The 21,451-nt window shown below is 36.5% G+C and carries 17 protein-coding genes and 1 pseudogene; 6 read left to right on the top strand and 12 right to left on the bottom strand.

Annotated features, from left to right (window positions below; genetic code table 11):
- Nucleotides 1-290 precede the first annotated feature (290 nt).
- On the top strand, nt 291-1,814 hold the full coding sequence (gene larC, locus Ana3638_RS10420; protein ID WP_161837962.1) for a nickel pincer cofactor biosynthesis protein LarC: 1,524 nt from the start codon (nt 291-293) through the stop codon (nt 1,812-1,814).
- A 203-nt stretch (nt 1,815-2,017) separates the two neighbouring features.
- A complete protein-coding gene (larE, locus tag Ana3638_RS10415) occupies nt 2,018-2,863 on the top strand; it encodes an ATP-dependent sacrificial sulfur transferase LarE (RefSeq protein WP_246240984.1) in 846 nt (281 codons plus the stop codon).
- Between the two features lie 196 nt (nt 2,864-3,059).
- On the opposite strand, the gene larB is transcribed toward larE, so the two are convergent.
- Complete coding sequence (gene larB / locus Ana3638_RS10410; RefSeq protein WP_161837961.1) at nt 3,060-3,803, bottom strand: nickel pincer cofactor biosynthesis protein LarB; 744 nt, start codon at nt 3,801-3,803, stop codon at nt 3,060-3,062.
- Between the two features lie 204 nt (nt 3,804-4,007).
- Nucleotides 4,008-4,925 (bottom strand): ribokinase, encoded by a 918-nt coding sequence (gene rbsK, locus Ana3638_RS10405; RefSeq protein ID WP_161837960.1) that lies wholly within the window; start codon nt 4,923-4,925, stop codon nt 4,008-4,010.
- Nucleotides 4,926-5,216: 291 nt separating this feature from the next.
- Here rbsK and Ana3638_RS10400 point away from each other — a divergent pair.
- Nucleotides 5,217-5,794, top strand: a pseudogene (locus tag Ana3638_RS10400) (ECF transporter S component).
- A 254-nt stretch (nt 5,795-6,048) separates the two neighbouring features.
- On the opposite strand, the gene Ana3638_RS10395 reads toward Ana3638_RS10400, so the two are convergent.
- The 10 genes from Ana3638_RS10395 to Ana3638_RS10350 form a co-directional block, all read right to left on the bottom strand.
- Nucleotides 6,049-7,902 (bottom strand): polysaccharide biosynthesis protein, encoded by a 1,854-nt coding sequence (locus tag Ana3638_RS10395; RefSeq protein ID WP_161837959.1) that lies wholly within the window; start codon nt 7,900-7,902, stop codon nt 6,049-6,051.
- A gap of 86 nt (nt 7,903-7,988) precedes the next feature.
- Nucleotides 7,989-9,173 (bottom strand): Coenzyme F420 hydrogenase/dehydrogenase, beta subunit C-terminal domain, encoded by a 1,185-nt coding sequence (locus Ana3638_RS10390; RefSeq protein WP_161837958.1) that lies wholly within the window; start codon nt 9,171-9,173, stop codon nt 7,989-7,991.
- 153 nt (nt 9,174-9,326) lie between these two features.
- Nucleotides 9,327-10,535, bottom strand: a complete 1,209-nt coding sequence (locus Ana3638_RS10385) for a polysaccharide pyruvyl transferase family protein (protein ID WP_161837957.1) — start codon at nt 10,533-10,535, stop codon at nt 9,327-9,329.
- Between the two features lie 124 nt (nt 10,536-10,659).
- Nucleotides 10,660-11,472 carry a glycosyltransferase family A protein gene (locus tag Ana3638_RS10380; RefSeq protein ID WP_161837956.1) on the bottom strand — a complete coding sequence of 271 codons (813 nt, stop codon included), beginning with the start codon at nt 11,470-11,472 and terminating at the stop codon, nt 10,660-10,662.
- A gap of 87 nt (nt 11,473-11,559) precedes the next feature.
- Nucleotides 11,560-11,943, bottom strand: a complete 384-nt coding sequence (locus Ana3638_RS10375) for a DUF2304 domain-containing protein (protein ID WP_161837955.1) — start codon at nt 11,941-11,943, stop codon at nt 11,560-11,562.
- A 17-nt stretch (nt 11,944-11,960) separates the two neighbouring features.
- Nucleotides 11,961-12,650, bottom strand: coding sequence for a glycosyltransferase family 2 protein (locus Ana3638_RS10370; RefSeq protein WP_161837954.1), 690 nt, complete (start codon nt 12,648-12,650; stop codon nt 11,961-11,963).
- A gap of 62 nt (nt 12,651-12,712) precedes the next feature.
- Nucleotides 12,713-13,957 (bottom strand): lipopolysaccharide biosynthesis protein, encoded by a 1,245-nt coding sequence (locus tag Ana3638_RS10365; protein WP_161837953.1) that lies wholly within the window; start codon nt 13,955-13,957, stop codon nt 12,713-12,715.
- 20 nt (nt 13,958-13,977) lie between these two features.
- Nucleotides 13,978-14,436 carry a hypothetical protein gene (locus Ana3638_RS10360; protein WP_161837952.1) on the bottom strand — a complete coding sequence of 153 codons (459 nt, stop codon included), beginning with the start codon at nt 14,434-14,436 and terminating at the stop codon, nt 13,978-13,980.
- Nucleotides 14,415-15,749, bottom strand: coding sequence for a hypothetical protein (locus Ana3638_RS10355; protein WP_161837951.1), 1,335 nt, complete (start codon nt 15,747-15,749; stop codon nt 14,415-14,417). The genes Ana3638_RS10360 and Ana3638_RS10355 overlap by 22 nt, the downstream gene beginning before the upstream one ends.
- A 203-nt stretch (nt 15,750-15,952) precedes the next feature.
- Nucleotides 15,953-16,414 (bottom strand): hypothetical protein, encoded by a 462-nt coding sequence (locus Ana3638_RS10350; protein WP_161837950.1) that lies wholly within the window; start codon nt 16,412-16,414, stop codon nt 15,953-15,955.
- Between the two features lie 615 nt (nt 16,415-17,029).
- Here Ana3638_RS10350 and Ana3638_RS10345 point away from each other — a divergent pair.
- From Ana3638_RS10345 to Ana3638_RS10335, 3 genes are read left to right on the top strand one after another with little or no spacing between them, the layout of a single operon-like run.
- Nucleotides 17,030-17,533, top strand: a complete 504-nt coding sequence (locus Ana3638_RS10345; protein ID WP_161837949.1) for a hypothetical protein — start codon at nt 17,030-17,032, stop codon at nt 17,531-17,533.
- 44 nt (nt 17,534-17,577) lie between these two features.
- A complete protein-coding gene (locus Ana3638_RS25715; protein WP_161837948.1) occupies nt 17,578-21,042 on the top strand; it encodes a S8 family serine peptidase in 3,465 nt (1,154 codons plus the stop codon).
- Nucleotides 21,027-21,413, top strand: coding sequence for a hypothetical protein (locus Ana3638_RS10335; protein WP_161837947.1), 387 nt, complete (start codon nt 21,027-21,029; stop codon nt 21,411-21,413). The genes Ana3638_RS25715 and Ana3638_RS10335 overlap by 16 nt, the downstream gene beginning before the upstream one ends.
- Nucleotides 21,414-21,451 lie beyond the last annotated feature (38 nt).

Here is a 21,451-nt window from a genome sequence, read left to right as displayed (position 1 = left end):
TATCCGGATCAGGTATGAAACAGTTCTCACTGTTTCAGGGTTTAAAACATTTGAGTAGTTTTCTCTCAGCCTGATTCATCAGGCACCCCTAGTTCATGGCAAGTTTAGCATAACTCATTACCTATGTCAATAGTTATTTTTACAGCATAATTGATTTTTATTATAAGACTGTTATATAATATCTGGAGATGGGTTATTTAAAATCTATTATTTGCTTATTTCCAATGCATAATGTTATAATAGCAATATATGATGTAAGAAAGTACTTTTATATAGAATGGAGAATAATTATGGATAAAAAGACTTTATATTTAGAGTGTTATTCCGGTATAAGCGGTGATATGACTGTTGCTTCCTTAATCGATCTTGGTGCGGATGTGGAAGTATTAACTGCCGGTTTAAATAGCCTTAACGTAGATGGTTATAAGATTGAGATCAGCAGAAAAGCAATTAACAGTATTGATGCCTGCGATTTTCACGTAATTTTAGATGTGCCGGAAGCTAATTATGAGACAGAAGATAATAAGCATACTGGTACAAGCGCATCTCATGAGACACATAACCATGAATATCTTCATGAGCATAACATAGAACATTCTCACGAACATAACGCGGAACATTCTCATGAGCATATCCCAGAACATTCCCATGAACACACAGAACATTCTCATGAACACACAGAACATTCTCATGAGCACATCCCAGAACATTCCCATGAACATTCTAACGGACATAAACATGTGCATCTTCATGCTCGTTTGAAACGCCCGGAAGGTATGCATATTCACTCCCATTCACATGAGGGAGAGCATCCCCATATTCATTATGGGCACCATGAACACCGGAATCTGAATGATATTAATGCAATCATTGATGGTTCGGCTATCACAGATAATGCTAAGCAAATTGCGAAAAGAATATTCTATATTGTTGCAGTAGCCGAGTCAAAAGCGCATGGTAAGCCAATTGAAGAAGTTCATTTTCATGAAGTTGGCGCGGTGGACTCAATAGTGGATATCGTCGCTGTCTCCATATGTCTGGATAATTTAAATATCGGAGATGTAATTGTGTCAGAATTGTATGAGGGTACCGGTCATATAAACTGCCAGCACGGGATACTTCCGGTTCCTGTTCCTGCCGTAGTCAATATTGTTACGGAACACCACCTTTCCCTTCATATCACCTCTATAAAAGGAGAATTAGTTACTCCTACCGGAGCTGCCATTGCCGCCGCCATAAGAACGAAAGAAGTTCTTCCAAAGGAATTTAAAATTAGTAAAATCGGCCTGGGTGCCGGTAAGAGAAATTATGAACGTACCAGCTTTCTGCGTGCCATGTTAATTGAAGATACTACAGGTAATTCTTCATTTGATACAGTTCCTGATAAGGTTTGGGTATTAGAAGCTAATATTGATGACTGCAGCGGCGAAGCAATGTCTATCGCTTTGGAAACATTATTACAAAATGGAGCAAAAGATGCTTATTATACCCCAATCTTTATGAAGAAAAACCGCCCGGCTTATCTCCTTGGAGTTATATGCAGCGAAAATAAAGTAGCGGAAATGGAAGAAATAATCTTTACCCATACTACCACAATTGGAATCCGTAAGCAGGAAGCACTGAGGACAACACTTAACAGGGAAATAATACCCATAATTACTCCTTATGGTGAGGCACTTGTTAAAGTATGTACTTATCATGATAAAACGTTCTATTATCCGGAATGTGACAGCATTAAGAAATTGTGCAATAAATCCGGTAAAGATTATATAACATTATACAGTCTGGTACAAACCTTAGCCAGTCAAGGTTAATTAAAAATAACAAAATATGAACAAGTAATTGCGAAACTATATAGTTTTCCGAATATAGCGTACAATTGATACGAATTTCAGAGCTTCAGTTGTCTCAGTGCAAGATTCAGCTCTGAAATTGTATCAATTGCATCGTATTATATAGATACAATAGCAGGGTTTCGCAATAACCTGGAATTTAGCAAATAAAAGGAGTTTTGTCATTGAATCCAATAAATAATATGAATCATGATAGAAATAAACAGAATCTGAAAAAACTGGAGCTGATAATGGAAACTAATATGTCAGCCGGAATCTGCGTGGCGTTTTCCGGCGGTGTTGATAGCAGCCTCCTGTTAAAAATAGCCTGTGATACAGGTAAAAAAATGCATCATTCCGTATTAGCTGTTACTTTTGAAACAAAACTTCATCCCCATGGTGATTTAGATGAAGCTAAGGCTTTAGCAGAAAGCTTTGGTGCGGTCCATAAGGTGATAGAAGTTGATGAATTTGCTGATCCGGAAATTATGTATAATCCGGTTGACCGTTGTTATCGTTGTAAGAACCTTTTATTTAAAACCTTAATAAAAGCTGCCGATGAGGAGGGTTATCATTATCTGATGGATGGCAGCAACTATGATGATTTAAATGCCTATCGGCCAGGGATGAAAGCTTTAAAGGAATTGGGCATACACAGCCCCTTATTGGAGCTGGAGATTACCAAAAATGAGATTCGTTCTTTATCAGCTGACCTTAATATAGTTACAAGCAACAGACCGTCCGCACCATGTCTTGCGACCAGACTTCCTTACGGAGCTGTTTTAGATTTTGATCTGCTGGAACGTATTGATCTGGGGGAAAAATTTATAAAAGGTCTGGGATTTTACAATGTGAGATTAAGAGCCCATAATGATATCATCCGTATTGAAATTGATAAAGAGGATTTTATGAAATTTATGGAATGCCAGGAAGTGGTTATAAAGCATCTGAAAGAGCTCGGCTTTTTATATATCACCTTGGATCTGGAAGGTTTTCGTTCAGGCAGTATGGATGTTAACATAAATAAATAGTCTTGTTAGTTGAAATATTGAAAATATAATAAATACAGACGTGTCTGTAAATAATGAATAAACTTCTTTAAAGGGGTTGTCGCAAAAATCAAAAGCTATCATCCAGATGAGGTCCGGATTAGTTAATTGATTTGCAACAACCCCTTTTTATTTCCGTGAAAGCAAAGTGAGAATTAGCAAGCTTGCAGCTATTCTATTATTCATTTTTTAAACGGTTTATCTGTGTAGCTATATAACCGGCTCCAAAGCCGTTATCAATATTAACCACTGCCAAACCTTCCGCGCAGGAATTAAGCATGGTAAGCAGTGCAGATAATCCACCGAAGTTAGCACCATAACCAATTGACGTGGGAACTGCAATTACCGGTTTATCAACAAGTCCCGCAACTACTCCGCCTAATGCACCCTCCATTCCGGCAACTGCTATAATACAATTGGCTTTATGGATATCGTCCATTTTGGAAAGAAGCCTATGAATTCCGGCTACCCCCACATCATATATTCTTAATACATTTGAACCAAAAAATTCAGCCGTTTGAGCTGCTTCTTCCGCCACGGGGATATCGGAAGTGCCGCCTGTACATACTGCCACACAGCCCACACCCTGCTTTTTAATTTTTTGTATGGATAAGATACGGGAGGTTGGATCATATTCCACCATGGGTAATACTTTTTTTACTTCTTCATATTGCTCTACACTGGCTCTGGTTCCTAAAACATTGGTATCACGTTCATAAAATCGAACAAAAATATCCCTAAGATGAGGAATTGATTTTCCCTGGCAAAATACTACTTCTCCAAAACCGGACCGTAAAGTTCTGTGGTGATCCAGTTTAGCAAATCCCAAATCTTCATAAGGCAGTTTCTTTAGTAAATTTTCCGCCTCTGCAAGGTCTATCTCATTGTTCTTTACTTGTTCTAATAATTTATGTATATCCATAAATATCTCCTTTCAAATGTATATAAATTTGTAGATAATTGCGAAACTATATAGTTTTTCGAATATACCATACAATTAATACGAATTTCATGGCTTTAAGTTGCCTTTCAGGCAAGATTCAGCTCTGAAATTGTATTATTTGCATGGTATATAGATGCAATAAGCTAGTTTCGCAATTGCCTAGCAATTGCTTAATATAGTATCTCAACTTAATAATAATTTATCCGTTTCTTCTCGAGTCGGTATGGAGCTTTGAGCCCCTGGTCTTGTAACAGCGATGGAAGATGCGGCATTTGCAAAAGAAATCGCTTCTTTCTGAGATTTTCCTTCTGCTAATGCAATAACGAAAGCCGCACTAAAGCAATCTCCTGCGGCAGTTGTGTCCACAGGTTTTACTTTTCGCGTTGCAAACACTTCCGTACCATTTTCATTTACTAGAAGCGCTCCTCTTTCTCCTAATGTAACCAAAACGTTTTTCACTCCTTTTTGAATCAGTATATAGGAAGCATCTATCATATCCTCTAACTTTTCACAAGAGTTATTTGTTAATCTGGCTAATTCTGTTTCATTAGGCGTTAAATAATCTATGTCTTTCAGTATTACATCCGGAATTTTTTCCGGTGCAGGCGCAGGATTCAAAATCACCGTTTTACCTAACTGCTTTGCTCTTTGAATTACATAATATACAGCAGTCTCCGGAATCTCCATCTGGAGCAGTATAAAATCACATTCCTGAATCTGCTTATCATGTTCAACCAGATAATTCTTATCACATTGGCTGTTAGCCCCGGGAACTACCACAATACTATTATTTCCTTCCCGATTTACATAAATAAATGCAGTACCCGTTTTTAGATCTTTACTTTTTTTCATATAACTGATATCAACATTTGTCCGCGATAAATTGTTTAGTAGCACCTCACCAAATTCATCCTGCCCAACACAGCCTAACATAGTTACATTTTTACCAAGTTTTCCGGCGGAAAACCCCTGGTTTGCCCCTTTGCCACCGGGAATGTATTTAATATCTTTACCCAGTATAGTTTCACCGGTTAAAGGCATATTCTCTACATTTATTACTATATCCATATTTAAACTTCCTATAACAAGCAGCTTCTTCATTTCTTATTCCTCATACATTAACTATACTTTTTATAATTATATTATTAGATTACTTAGATTTACACTATACTTTTTCCTCCTGTACCGTATCTCCTGTATCTATTATACATCAAATTACTCAATGTACATACTCTTTCTTATTCTATAAAGCAACGAATTTTAAAATCAATTTGGCCGTTTTGGAGATTAATCTTTTCAGTTTACTCTTTTTTGCACATCTGGTACTATTATTTTTATTAATTCTGGAACTTTTAATCATGCCAATATTATTATAAAGTATCAACAAGTAAAATGAATCCGATAATTAAATCGTTGAAAGGAGTAATAACAATGAATAATAAAACTTTTAAAATCGTGGTAGCAGCATTAATGGCAGCCATGACTTGCATCGCAACCATGATAATTAAAATCCCCTCTCCTACATCCGGTTATATTCATATGGGGATGGTTTTGTATTGTTATCCGGTATTATCCTGGGACCTGTCTACGGTGGTTTAGCAGCCGGAATAGGATCTATGTTTGCAGACCTTTTTTCAGGATACGCTGGTTATGCTGCCGCTACATTTATCATTAAAGCATTAGCCGCAGTTGCCGGCAGTATTGCTTTTCATGTAATTAGCTCTATTACCCCCAAGCTTTGGCTGAAAATGGTTTCAGTTGTCATAGCGGGAATATTGGGTGGTGTAGTGGTAACGGGCGGATATTTTATATTTGAAGCTTATATAATGGGACTTGGTTTTGCTACAGCAATAACCGGTGTACCATTCAATTTACTTCAAAATGTATTTGGCATTATTGTTTCGTTTCTTTTATTTCCAGTATTATATAGTATACAAAGCATAAAAGCGTTTCATATAAAAACCAATTAAACCGTTTCATAAAATTTTACATTCTCTGACAGATCGATTCAGTAACAGATTCGTACACTATAATTAAATCATTTCCAGATTCATTGTCAACGGAATCAAAGTTAAAGAAACCGGAAGAAACACGCTTTTCGTTCGAATTATTACATGCAAGCTTGCTAATTCTCACTTTGCTTTCACGGAAATTAAAGAGCCTGTAACAAAATCCATGATTTTATTACAGGCTCTGACCATCTGCTCCCTGCAGTTGTGTTTGTTTATTCTTTAATTACATAAGTAGGCACCAGTTGTTTCACGCGTGTTCTAATATCATCGGTTTCTTCTTTTGCAGCACTGTCTAATTCCTCTACCTCTCTTAGAATTGCTTCTTCATCCATTTCGATTGGTTTTCCGATATGTATTAATTTATTTTTGGTATCCTGTAAGCCTTCTTCATCCATCAGTAGTTCTTCATATAACTTTTCTCCAGGCCTTAATCCGGTAAATTCAATAGAAATATCCCTTCCCGGCTCATAACCGGATAAACGGATTAGATTCTTGGCAAGTTCTGCAATCTTAACAGGTTCTCCCATATCAAGAACGAAGATTTCACCACCCTTGGCATATGCACCTGCCTGAAGCACTAGAGAGACTGCTTCCGGTATGGTCATAAAATACCGTATAATATCCGGATGGGTAACCGTAACCGGACCGCCGCGTAATATCTGCTCTTTAAATAAAGGAATTACACTTCCGTTGCTGCCTAATACATTACCAAACCGTACTGCTACAAATTCCGTTTTAGACCGTTTATTAAATGCTTGTATAATCATTTCACAGATTCTCTTGGAAGCCCCCATAATATTAGTCGGATTAACGGCTTTATCGGAAGATATCAGTATAAATTTCTCAACGGAGTAAGCATCTGCTGCTTTTGCCATCTTATAGGTTCCGCCCACATTATTTTTAATTGCCTCATTCGGACTGTCTTCCATCAGGGGAACGTGTTTATGGGCTGCAGCATGATATATAATATTGGGTTTATAATGCTCCATAATCCAGTTCATACGGTTTGAATTCCGAACGGATGCGATTAAAACCACCAGGTCCAGATCAGGATATTCACTTTTTAACTCTTGTTGTATAAAATAGGCATTATTCTCGTAGATATCAACTATAATCAGCTGCCTGGGTTTATGTTTTACAATCTGCCTGCACAATTCACTGCCGATTGATCCGCCGCCGCCGGTAACCATAATAACTTTACCTTTGACATAGCTCATAATACCCTCCATGTCAATATTGACCGGTTCCCTGCCAAGCAGGTCTTCTATTTCCACATCTCTTAATCTGGTGATACTTACTTCCTCATTGATTATTTGATACATACCGGGAAGAATTTTTAGTACACAGCCTGTCTCCTTGCAGATTTCAAGGATTTTCTTTATAACCTTTCTGGAGGCGGAAGGCATTGCTATAAAAATATCGGTTATATCATATTTTTCTGCCGCTTCAATTATTTTGTCACGGCCTCCAACAACTTTTACTCCCTGTATGTAACTGCCCAATTTATCCTTGCTGTCATCAATTGCACAGATTACAGTGCCCTTTACATAACCGCTGACTGAAATCTCCCGTATGATGGAACTGCCTGCTTCTCCGGCTCCAATAATCATAATCCGGCTCTGTGAACTACCATGATGGCGTTTGGAAAGCCGTCTGACATAACGGTAAAAGAACCTGCTGATACTGATTAATGCCATCATAAATAAAGTGCTTAACGGGTAGTAACTCCTTGGAACATGTATGGTAAAAATGAAATGCATACCAATAAGCTGCAATAATCCTGCTATCATACTGGCAAAAATAATATTAACCAGTTCATCAATTCCGGCATATTTCCAAAGGCTGTTATATAATCGGAATAAGAAAAATACAATAATGGAAGTTACCGTGTTTATAATAGTATATGACAACACTGCCTCTGCATAATTCGTAGGTATCTGACCCAAACGGAAGTCAAACCGGATTAATAATGCCGAAAAGGATGCAATATTAATTAAAATAGTATCCAGGATTATTAAAAACAGCCTTCTTATAAATAGTCTTTTATCATAAATAAATTGTTTCACGTTATTTCCCCCTGCTTTTTCAATGATATCAGGTTTTATATACTGCCCTAAAATATCTTAGCATATAAATAAACGGGATACAAGTTTTACTTAAAATAAGCTTTAATTATTACATGATACAAGCCAGTCTTTTTAAGTATCGGTACTGCTATTTTTTTTATCACCCATTGTGCCGGTGTTAATTTTCCAAATTTCAGTAAAACCTCTATCTTTCCTTTCGATACGTATTCCTCCCAGAAAACTTTACGTTTGGTGGATATTTTACTGGGTACTTCAAAAATCGGCTGATAAAAATCATTATGACTGCTTTCTATTATCTCAGCACTATTTCTAACTGCCTCTATTAAATCTTTTCCTTTTTTAGTATTGGCAAGTACCAGGGAAACACCATTATCATCCTGAAAAGCCTGATTTGATTTTTCAATGCCCCAAAAATCTGCTAACGTAAGATCCGTTACTCTGTGGTAGCTGGCATAGATACACTCATGACAGGATGGCCTTAAGATAAGATGGGAAAAAAATAATATATAAAAAGGATCTTCCTGCATGTTTTTTATATGGCTGCGTTTCGTAAATTCCACCTTTAAAGAACTGTTTCTCCATCCGGTATCTTTACAGCGGAAATTAACTTCTTTGATCGTATCATTATACTTTTCTTCCAAATATGCCTTATAGTCTGTCCAAACTTTGGGACTGGGCACACCATGGCAGGCAATATCGCAGAGGATCAGGCCTGAATATTCTTTTTTTAGATAGCTTTTAAGTCCGTCATTCTGACAGGGCGTACCGGTAAATAATACGGTTTTGCCGCTTTCCAGGGTATTTTTAATCTCCTTAAAGATAATCCCCATATCGCTTTGAACGTATTTTGAACCTCTCATTTGATCCCTTTGCTTTTTATCCGTTGCCTTGCTGTGAATTACCTCAAAACGGTCATTAAATACCGCACCGTAAACAACTCCGCCCTGATCTAAAACATAATCAGAGATAACAGTAAAAGCTCCACCTGAGGTGCTTTTCTTCAGTACACTTTTCTCTGGGTGTCTGAGTGCATAGACAGCCTGGTTTTTGGGAATCTTCTCTTCGAATTCCTTCTTATGAAAAGGGCATACTCTTACACAAGCCCCGCATTCGTTACAGGATTCTGAATCTATGGCAGGATATAAAAAACCCTCTTTATCTTTTTCCATGGTTATGGATTTTTTAGGGCAGATATTTAAGCAGGCCGTACAACCACAGCAATTTTCCTTATTCGTATATAAATTAATCATTTTCATACCCCCTGCATATCCCTTCTGTTTACAGATGGAATACTGCCATAAATAAAAATGGTTGAAAGAATTGTAATGCGGCGTCCTTTCTTTGTTATTATTTTCTTTCAACCTTCCCGTCATGATGCCGCTTAGGCGGCATCTCAAATTGTTTTATCCGATCTTCTTTTTATACTCCTGGGAATTTATCATTGTTTCTCCATCTTTTACATATAACATATTACTTAAGTAATCCACGGATTCATCCCTTAGTTTCTCAAGTTTTCTATTTACTTTAATATAATCTATATCTGCACTGCAATAGTTGAATTTAATATAATTCCTTTTTGAATTGCCGTATTTCTTTCTCCGAATTAACCGGTCTTCCAGGCCAAACGTGTGCAGAATATGTTCTATACGGGAGGACATAGCCCCTCTGATCCTTTCTTCTGCTATCTCCACATAAAAATTACGGTTAAAATTAATGGAAAATGCCACTCCATGAAAAGAATTCGTTACAATGTACTTTCCATTCTGTATTTCCGAAAGCCATTCCACCGGTCCTACATCAACTCTGCAATCTTCCTTTACATTCCTGTGGAGGGGTTTGTTTAAAAGACGTATGGGGCAGTTTACCTTTTCCGATAATTCTCTTGCAAACCGGAGGAGACTTTCCGAATATTCAAGCATATAAACGATGATAACATCTTCATTATTCGCTTTAACATCAACAAGTTCCGCCCATTCTTCTTTTCTTAATAGTAAAGTCGGATCCAATACAACCTTTGCCTCCCGGTGTATCAATTCATTTATTAAGTCTGCACCAGCCGTTTCCCTTACGGAAAGATACCTAAAATCAGTTAGCAGCCTTTTATATTCAGCCAAGTATTTATCCGGTATTTCCTTGATTCCAAAACTGGCTGCATAACTGCCTTTCTTTTTTCTTTCCTCTACGAAGTCGAGTAAATAGTTTTTATCAAGGATTACTCTTCCGCAGTTCCAAACCTGATCACTGCCTGATAGGAAAAGATCGTATTCATTATTTATGTATTTGACGGTGTCACTGTTAACCGGTCTGCTTAAGTCATACCGGTTACGAAAGGTATTAAACTTGACTGCCACAGCTTTTTTATTAAAAAATATAGTAGTTAATACCATTCGTATAAATTCCAGATTTGAATATCCCTGCCGGTCCGGAGCCCCTTTTAAAAGACATTTGACTTTATTTTTCTGCCACAGGAAAATATCTCTTAAATTTTTCCTGCTGTAATCAATAATATCGCAGTCACATCCTAAACTTTTTATAGTTTTCTGTAATGCGTACGCCTGCAAAACTGCGCCATAGTTATTTACCTTATGAAATGTAATTATACCAATTTTCATTTTTTCACCTATTGAGTATCGAACCCGTTGAAGATTCGGCACTGTCTCCATTAAAATTAGGACTTTATACTGATGTCCATAAAGCTTAAGTAACTTACGAAAAATTTGGCTATATCGTTGCCTTTCAAATCTTGCTGCCGCTTGTCATAGAATTAGATTTTTCTGATTTTGAGTAAAACTTAACTAAACCTTTTGCAATAAACTCAGGCCAAAATCTGCGAAACATTTCATAATCTTCTTTCGAACGTACTCTGTCTCCGATAATGGATGTCGTAGCGGATTTCTCATGAATTCTATGATAAGTCAGAATCCTGCTGCAATAAACAAAATCACCTTTTAGCCGTGATAGCTTCTCCCATGCCTGCCAATCCTCATCAGAGCGGTAACCGACCTGAAAAATGGTATCAGGAAGATTCTCTTTATAAAAAGTTACCGATGGACAGCAGATTGGACAGCCAAAGGACAGGATTCTTCTTCTAACCGGTTTGCTTTTTTGCAAATATCGAAGGGTTAACGGCAATAACATCAGCCGTTTTATCTTTAACATGGTATTATTTTTTACTATTTTTCCCTGCCTTATCTCTGCATAATCCGTAAAACCTATCAAGGGACGTTCTGCCTGTTTCATTTCCTTTAACATAGTTTCCGTATAATATTTGGAATAGATGTCGTCCTGATGAGCAATGGTAATATACTTGGTATCAGCTTGTTTATATGCAAAATTCCAATCCTGTACAATTCCCTTATCCCCTGTATTAATCCTTAAAGGTATCTCATATTTATCAGCAAGATTGCTTATATAACCGTTTAGGGTTGATGTAACCATAATCAGTTCAGAACCTACTGTCTGCCTGAATAGAGACTGAATACATTCCTCCAGAAACGGACTTTCTTCATATGCACAAATTACAAAGGTATGTTCCCTAACAGTACTCAAAGCCGTATCTCCTTTTTCGTTCTTTTTTTCATTTAGGATTCGAGTGTCAAAAGCCAATCAATTTAGGTAATTGCGAAACAAGGTGAACTAATTTTTAATTGAAATATCTTCCGTCTCTGCTTTTGTTTCCAGGTCCCGGATTCTTTTTTCCAATAAAGCATTATCCTGAACCAGCCTTTTTATATTATCACTTTGCTTAGAGACAATGGAAGTTATGGAAATCAGTATAATTAAAATAAAAAATAGAATTATGGCAAACAACCCATTACTGGCTAATTTTATATCAACAATATGAATAAACCAGTTTAATATTTCGGGGAAAATAAGCAGTATTGCCATTCCTGCTCCCCCGAAAATCCATAATAAGGTATATTTTAATGAAAGAGTTTTCCTCTTTAAAAGCGTAAAAATGAGAAAAAAATATAAGGCTAAACCAATCGTTAAAAATACCCGAAGAGATGATGATATCATATGTAAACTCCTCCCATTCAGAATTTAAGCCGATAGGTAAAAATAGCAATCGATACTTTAATCATATAATAAACAGATTTCCAGGAATGAATGGAACTGCTGCCTGCTTCTCTTTCATGCATAATGACAGGAACTTCTTTTATCCTTCCCTTATATAAAGCACCAGCAATAATTGCTTCCGGTTCGGGGTAATCCTGGGAATATTCTTCGGAATATATTTTAATAAATTTCCTGTTTACGGCTCGAAATCCACTGGTAACGTCTTTCACCTTGGTTCCGCTGCAGATCTTGATTAACATACTTAAAAAATTAATGCCCAGTCTTCTTAATTTGGATGATTGAAATCCCTGCTTTAATATAAAACGGGAACCGATAACAATATCCGCCTCATCATCGAGGATAGGTTTTATGATATTTTCAATATATTTGGCATCATGCTGCCCGTCACCATCCATCTGTACGGCAATATCATAATCATGTTCTATGGCATAGTAGTATCCGGCTTGTACTCCTCCTCCTATACCAAGATTAACAGGCAGAGAGATATAATGATAACCTTTTTCTTTACAGACCATGACAGTATTGTCATTGGAACAATCATTTACCACTATATAATCAGCATAAGGTACATTTTGTTTTAACTGGGTGATTACTTTTTCTATATTATGTTCTTCATTGTAAACCGGTATTATGATTAGTATCTTCATTTTGCACCCATACCTTTCAATGTTGTTTCTTACTCTTATGTAAGAAACCTCTTAAGACAAGTTTATCTTATTGTTTTAATTTTATTAATAACGGCTAACACTAACACACTCAAAAAGATTAAAAATAATATAATACTTGATATAAAGCAGATAATGGAAGCACCAAATATATTATAATTTTGTACCAGAACAGGACTGATAGCTGTTATAATAATGGAAGCAACCGTATAACCTGCAAGCAGGATTACCTGCCTGCGCATTGCGGTTAATACATGGAATAACAGATATACACCTGCTCCAAAACCGCCGCTTATCAATAACAGGATTAACTCATTCCTGTATTTCAATAAATCTACTCCATAAACAAATGTCAGTACATCAATTCCGACAAAATATCCGGCGACGACTACGATTACTGTTATAATTAATATCCCCAACATTAAACGAATTATATAAAATACAAAACTTTTTACCTGGTTTTGTTCCCATTTTATTGCAATGTCTGTTAATAAGGGTTTAAAGATAAATTCGCTGAATAAATTAATCACAAATGCAGGCATAAATAATATATTAAAAAAAGCTTGTATCTCTTCGGTCAGATAGCGGTCTATCATATATTTCGGTATATTATTAATATAAAGTGCCAAAAAACTTCCGATAAATAAGGGAAAGCAGCTTATAAATAAAGTAACCAGTTCTTTTTTATTCAGCTCTAATTTAACATCTGTCATTTTTTTAGCAGTTGGTACATTTATAAAAAAACAGGCTGCTACGGATAAAAGTCCGGAAATAACACAGGTTAATAAAAGATCTTTGGTTATTACTAATAAGATAATAAAAGCTAACAGGGTGATTAAATTTCTTGCGGTTAAATATTTTCCTGCAACATCGATACGGCCGTTTTGCTGAAATAAGCCATGAAAAACATCTTCCAGGGCATCCGCCATCTTTATAATACAGATACTAAAAACAATGGCTGCTTTCGTAAAAGTATAACCACTCCATAAGATATAAATTAAACTTATAATCAGCATACAGGCACAGGTCAAAATTCGGGAAAGATAATAGGTAGAAAATCTTACTGAACCTTTCATATCCGTTGCCTGATAAACCCGCATACCATATCTTCCGATGGTTAACATTAATTGTGCATTAGCAAATCCCAGGGCAAAAATACCCGCATTAAAATCTCCGCATATTCGTGTTACGAAGATTAACAACAAAAAGGATGTGCCTGCATTGCACATGATTCCCATTGTATTCCAAATAAACTTACTTGCATTCCGGGTTATCTTTATGGGGCTCACTTTTTTCTATCTCTTCTCTCTTATTCTTCTTGCACTCTTAAAAACAAATAATACCTATTTAAATTAAGATTGACCTTTTCATATCCTTCAATGGAAAACCATTTGTTTGTCAGAATATATTTTGGGAACTCTATGGCTGCATCATGAAACTGATGGTTAAAACTATACAGGTTAAGATCCCAGAATGATTCACCGGGATAATCCTTAATATATTTGGAGAAATCCTCTGTTTTGGAATAATAATAGTCCGGACGTTTTAAGAATGTTTCCAGTTTCGCATCCGAAACATTTTTATCCGAAATAATTAATAAGGATCTCCAGTTAAAATCCGGCTGTTCATCGAAATAATCATTAAGGGCAAGAGCATCCGAATTTTTGTTTACTGAATTTTGTTTATCATTATAAATATAAATATAAGTATATAGATTATTTATAATACCTGATAATAATAACCCTATTACCAGAAAGGAATAAAACAATTTAATCTTCTTTTATATAACAGGTAGATTCCGAAAGCTATGCCGATAATAACCAGCATACGTAAGGTGTTGACCATCATCTCACTGTCAAACAGGTATTTAATATAATTTGCACCTACGCAGTCTATGGTAGAACCCTCCGCAGGTTTTATACTGATATAACCTAATAACAATCCGTATAACAAAGAAATTACTATAATAGAATAATTAAATTTAATTATTTTCACTTTATCGTAAATACTGAAAAAAACAATTAATAATGGTACAATTAGATAGAACATATACCGAAAATGGAACCTGTGCATTATCTCGTCCAAATTTTCTGCCGGTATGATTCTGAGGCAGATAACCATAATGGTAGAGAATAAAATAGTACCAATGAGCAGGAATAACTGACTTTCTTTTTTATTTAAAAACTTACCAAAGGATAAGGGTAATGTAATTGTAAAATAACTAAAAAATAAAGTAGATAATATCAAATAGGATAAGGCAGGGAAAATTAATCTGCTTAATAAATAACTGTCAAACATATTCTGCAAAATGGCAATTATGGTTGATTCGGCTGAGGATTCTTTAGAAATTCCATTTATGATGTTAAACAGAATATCATATGCTACCTTTAATACCATAAAAGTTGTTATAAAATACAATAAACTAATCAGACACTTTTTCCTGTTTTGTTTATCAAAAACAAGAAACTGCAATATATAATATAAAACTACCCCTGCAAAAATATTCAAGGCCATTTGTTTACATAAACTGACCAGGAAAATATAGCTGGCAAGAAAAATAATATTTCTTAACTTATACTGATTTTTTAATATAAGAACTATAAAGATATAAAAAAACCAGATAACCATGGGATAATACAGGTTCTCCTGGAGTATCTTCGTAGTATAGTACATTTCCGGGAGCATAATACTTAAAAATGCAATGATAAAGGAACGAAACCGGTTATTCAGAAATTTCTCTGACATGAAATATGCCGGAAATAGAACGGAAGACATTAAAACCGAATTAATCCCTACCGCAATATGATACTGAGTCTGCACATTACCAAAACTGTGGGAAACGGATAATACTATGGAGTATAGTATTTCCTTATAACTTAATATATCGTTCCGAAAGTTGCTTCCTAAATGATAATATATGGACTTGCTTAAATTCCAATGCAATAATTCATCATAAAAAACATTCATCTGCCCGCATAGTATACCTAAACCGATTCGTAAAATTACACTGAAAACAAATGTTAGTATTAAAATGAAATATATATTATGGCCTTTGTTAATAAATGATCTGATTTTTGACATAATTTTCGCTTCCGTCGTATGATTGATTTCTTGATTTTTGATTCAAATATTTTTTAAAAAAGTATGATTTAAACATTACAGTGATTATACCTATTATTTAAATAACATGTCAATAGTATATCCATTGGTTTTTATGAATTATGTGGTAATTTTCCGGACCTCGTACCCGAGGCTTTTGGCCCGTTTGTTTTTAGCGAGACAATTCATACTAATTTATTAAATGGAAGAAGATTGGCAAGCTGGTTGTTTTCCTCCTTTAAAAGAAATGTTAAAATCTCATGAAAATACGGAGGCAATGCTGCGGTGCTTGACATTTCAATAATTTGTGACAGCAGGAATATCTGTTTATTTTCATTATCAATCGCTTTTGCAATTAATTGGCCCGGTGTAATAATCCCGTAGTTGTTCAGTGATTGTTTCATATTAATAAGAAGATAATTAACATACCCCATAAGTTCATCCTCAATTGGATATTCTTCCTTTGTTTCTACTTCCTTTACAATATTCCTATAAATCTCTATATGCTTTCTTTCTTCTGACGCAAGAATTGCCGCAGTGTTTTTCAAAGCAAAATCTTGATTGTCCCTGAAATGCCTATAAAACTTCTCAAGATAATAACCTAAATCCAATAACTTGTGCAATAAATCTGTAATTGTATTTTTCATATTAACTCCCATTGCATAACAAATCTGCTGGCAGATGTGTTACTATAATTATATTCACACTAACGCCCATGCTTTCCTGGCATAAATCCTGAAGAATAGCTGCTTTTGCTATTCTTCTAATGGCTCGCATTTTTTTTGCGAGACTATTCACACTAACGCCCATGCTTTCCTGGCATAAATCCTGAAGAATAGCCGCTTTTGCTATTCTTCTAATGGCTCGCATTTTTTTGCGAGACTATTCACACTAACGCCGCCTTTTATTTTATTGACTATAACATTATATAGTATTTCTGAAAATTTACAATCGTAACAATAAACAAAAAAAAAGTTTGATTCATTTTCTTATGAACTGACTAAAAAATAATTTATCTGCCATAAATCTATTTAAATCTGGTAAATGTTCGCACCGGCATGTCAACAGAATGTTTCCCTTTTTAATTGTAATTTATTGGTAACTGTGATACGATGAGAACGATAGAAATATCATTTCCTATTCTGGAGTGTTGCATATTGCAAAACTCTTTTTTCATTTAAGCCTGAATACTACCAGAGCTTAACTGTTAATTAATTTACCGAATAGGGGTGGTAGAAATAATCATAGAGAGAGGGATGTAAATGAGAAAGAAACTTACAGCAGCTTTAACTGCCCTGGTATTTGTTATTACTTCAATAACCGCATACCCGGTAACCTACGCCAAAGCCGCAGGAACACCGCAGGAAGTTAAGCCTTTTACAAAAGCCGAAAGCTCTAATGAGATAAATAAAAATACCATAAACAAAAAAAATGCGGAAAAGAATTATGCACCCGAAGATGAAGTTATTGTAATCGTTGAATTAAAACAAATTCCACTGCTGGAACATTTTAAAAATGATCAGTCTGCCAGACAATTTAAAAGCAGTGAACCAGTCAGTTATGATGAATATGCCGAAACAGAGGAAGCTGAACAAATAGCCGGCGGTTTACTAAAACAGCAGAAAAATGTTGCTGATAAAATTAAAGCGTTAAAATCCGAAAAAAATACAACCGATATAATTTATAATTATACCGCAGTTATGAACGGCTTTGCAATTAAAGTTAAATACCAATCCCTGAGAGATATAAAAAATTACCTAATGTAAAGTCAGCTTACATAGCAGGAAGTTATGAAAAAATTGAACCGGTTATGGATACCAGTACCGGTACTATCGGTGCCGTATCAACATGGGATATGGGGTTGACCGGAGAGGGTACCATTGTAGCCGTATTGGATACCGGTCTTGATACCGGCCATAATGGATTTCAAAAAGAACCCTCCGCCCCTAAATTTACAAAACAGGATATCCAGCAAAAAATAGAGAGCAGCGCAGGTTTAAATTCCGGTATTGATAACGCAGATGATACTTATGTGAGTGCAAAAATACCCTATGCTTTTGATTATGCCGATTATGATACGGAAGTAACCCCATCGGAAGAATCAGTGGAACAAAACGGTAATGACCATGGTACCCATGTTGCAGGTACCATAGCCGCACCGGATGGTGACGGTGATGAGATTACCGGCGTAGCACCGGATGCCCAATTAATGATTATGAAGGTATTCAGCGATGAAATCGGTGAAACCGGTGCATACACGGAAGATATTCTGGCTGCCTTAGATGATACGGTAACGCTGGGTGCAGATGTCATTAATATGAGTTTAGGTTCCCCAAGCGGATTCTCCGAAGAAGGGGAGACCTCTATTAATGATGTATATAACCGGATTGCAGAAGCGGGTATTAATCTGGCAGTTTCCGCAGGTAACAGTTACAGTTCCTCCTATAATAACGGATTAGAGGGAAATGCCTTATCCGGTAATCCGGATACTTCCGTTGTAGGGTCACCCTCTACCTATAATGCGTCCACTTCCGTAGCCAGTGTGATTAATGCTAATTACCATGCATCTTACTTCGAAGTGGAGGGAGATAAAATAACCTATACAGAGACTGCGGCAGGTGAACAGCCTTACTTTAGTGACTTAAGTGTCGTGTCCGGCGGTGCTATCGAATATGTTCCGGTACCGAATGCAGGTGAACCGGAGGATTACGAAGAAATTAATGTAAATGGAAAGATTGCGCTGGTTAGAAGAGGTTCCATTTCATTTAATGATAAATTGTTAAATGCTGTTTCAGGTGGGGCTATTGGTATCGTAGTTTATAACAATCAGCCCGGAACTATTTCCATGGCAATTTCAGATTATGAAATCCCGGCTGTTTCCATTACGGAGGAAGACGGGGAACGGTTACTGGATGCGGAAGATAAAACACTTACTGCCTCCGGTGAAACAGAAGTTTTCCCTGACGACCGGGCAAATCAGCTTTCAGATTTCTCTTCCTGGGGTGTAACTCCTGACTTAAAACTAAAACCTGAAATTGCCGCACCTGGTGAAAATATCTATTCCACTCTGCCTTTTGACAAGTATGGAAGCATGAGCGGAACTTCTATGGCAGCTCCCCATATTGCCGGTACCTTTGCACTGATGAAACAATACCTCAATAGTTCAGCTAAATTCTCCACGGAATATGAAAAATCGGAACTGGCAAATGATTTATTAATGAGTACGGCCACCCCTGCTGCCAATTCAGACGGGACCTACTATTCCCCCCGCAAACAAGGCAGTGGTATAGTCAATGTATATAATGCTGTAAATACAGATGCTTATCTTTATGTTACAGAGGAAGAAGATAACCAAAGACCAAAATTAAACCTTGGCGATGATGTATTAAAAACCGGGTTTTATAAAGAATCTTTTCATATAAAATCCGTTACCGGTTCAGCGATTACTTTTATTCCCACAGCAAATACATTAACCGAAACCAGGCTGGAAACTGATTTAGGAAGTGTTCTTGGTGAAACTCCTGAAGATATCAGTGGGGATACAAAGGTCGAGTTTATCGTCAACGGGGAAGCAACCGATATTATTACCGTAGATCCAAGGGACGATGTGGAAGTAACCGTAACAATCCAATTATCTGATGATTTAAAAGAGGCTTTGGATTCTGGTTTTGAAAACGGAGAATTTATCGATGGTTTTATTCGGTTAGAATCATTAGAAACCAATTACGATTTAACGATTCCGTTTATGGGATTTTTTGGGGACTGGACACTGGCTCCGCTGTTCGATTCCGGCTCCGCTAATGACTTACAAGGTTATCAGCAAAATATTCATGCACTTTATACGGATGACGGCAGCAGTTACTTAGGCGTAAATCCATTTGATCAGGATGCATATGCTCTAATCGGTAATTACAATCCGTATATTTATCCCGAATATTATGATTTGTATACGCCCAGGGCAGATTCGGATAAAATAGCTATTTCACCAAACGGGGATGACTCCTTTGACAGGCTGGACATTGCACAAATAAGCTTATTAAGAAATGCCAGGAATTTAAATTGGTCCATAACGGATGAAAACGACCATGTTATTGTTTCAGATTCCTATTCCTATATGCCAAAAACTACCTATGATCCTACACTGGATTATGTGATACCTGCTTATTTTGAAAACATTTACTGGGATGGAACAGATGAAGATGGTAATGTTTTAGATAATAATACTGTCGTTAATTTTACAGTAAACGGAGAATTGGATTATTCCAATCACGAACAGAATAATCTACGTGATACCCTGACATTTCCGGTTACCATAGATACAGAGAATCCAACAATGGAAACCGCATCGGAAGCGGAAAATCATATACAGGTTACCGTAAGAGACAATCAGTATGTAGCTGCTGTCTACCTGTTTGATAAAACAGATTTATCTATACCTTTAGCAGAATATTTATTGGATGAGGATACCAAAGGCACCTCTTCCCGGGTAGATTTTGATTTAGAAGAATTAGGTTTAACGGATAAAACCCCATCGGATCTTGCAGTTTTAATATTTGATTACGCGACGAATTTCGATTTATTTACGCTTGATGATGCGGTAACTCCAACCCCTACCGATACACCAACTCCTACCGGTACACCAACTCCTACCGGTACTCCGACTCCTACCGGTACTCCGACTCCTAATCCGACTGGCCCTGTTGTAACACCATCACCTACGGATACTGTGACCCCTACTCCAACGGTTCCTGTTATAACTCCAACTACCGCACCAACCGCTACACCAACTGCAAAACCGACACATAAACCCGACAAACATGGTTCTGGCAGTTCCTCAAGCTCATCAAAGAAACCGACGGCAACACCTGTAATTACGGCTACTCCATCACCGGCTCAGACTCCGAAGGCAACTCCGGCTCCAACTCCGGCAGTAAACCTGGTGAAAGTCACACCGGCAAATACTGCTTTATATAAAGGTCTTACAGGGAAAATTTCAGTGAAATTACCAGCGGGTTATGCTAATAAAGCTTCAAAATCTTTCAGCTCCGGTAAAAAATCCGTTGCAACAGTTTCCTCAAACGGAACAATAACAGCTATAAAAGCCGGAAGTGCACCCATTACAACTAAAGTTACCATAGACGGAAATACAAAGACATTTATAACCAAAGTCACCGTTAAAAATCCTTATATAAGTTTTGGTAAAAACCTGCCGTTATTTATACCGGGAATTCCTATAACTTCAATGCAAAAATATATGGTATGGATAATAAGATAGCTTATAGTATATCAGATTCTAAGCTTGGGGCAATAAATAAAGCTACCGGCAGGCTGGCTGTAAAACAAACCGGCACCTTATACGTGACTGCCAAAGCAGGTTCTCTCGTAAAGAAAATAAAGGTTACAATAAAAGCTCCTTATATTTCTTTCACCAAAAAGCAGGCATCCATTCAGGTGAATCGATCCTTTGATTTTAATGTTAGTACTTATGGTATAAAAAACAAAATAATATATCAGATATCCGATACGAATCTTGCCGTCATAAATCCAAAGACCGGTATGCTGAAAGCTAAAAAGGCAGGTATTGTCATTGTAACAGCCAAAGCTGGATCACATACTGAAGAATTTAAGGTAACGATAGTAAATTAATCAACCGGCAGAAACACGCTTCGCGAGTTTCTTCGGTT

Origin of the sequence: Anaerocolumna sedimenticola (assembly GCF_009931695.1) — a bacterium.
GTDB lineage: Bacteria > Bacillota > Clostridia > Lachnospirales > Lachnospiraceae > Anaerocolumna > Anaerocolumna sedimenticola.
This window is presented reverse-complemented; position numbering and strand designations above follow the sequence as displayed.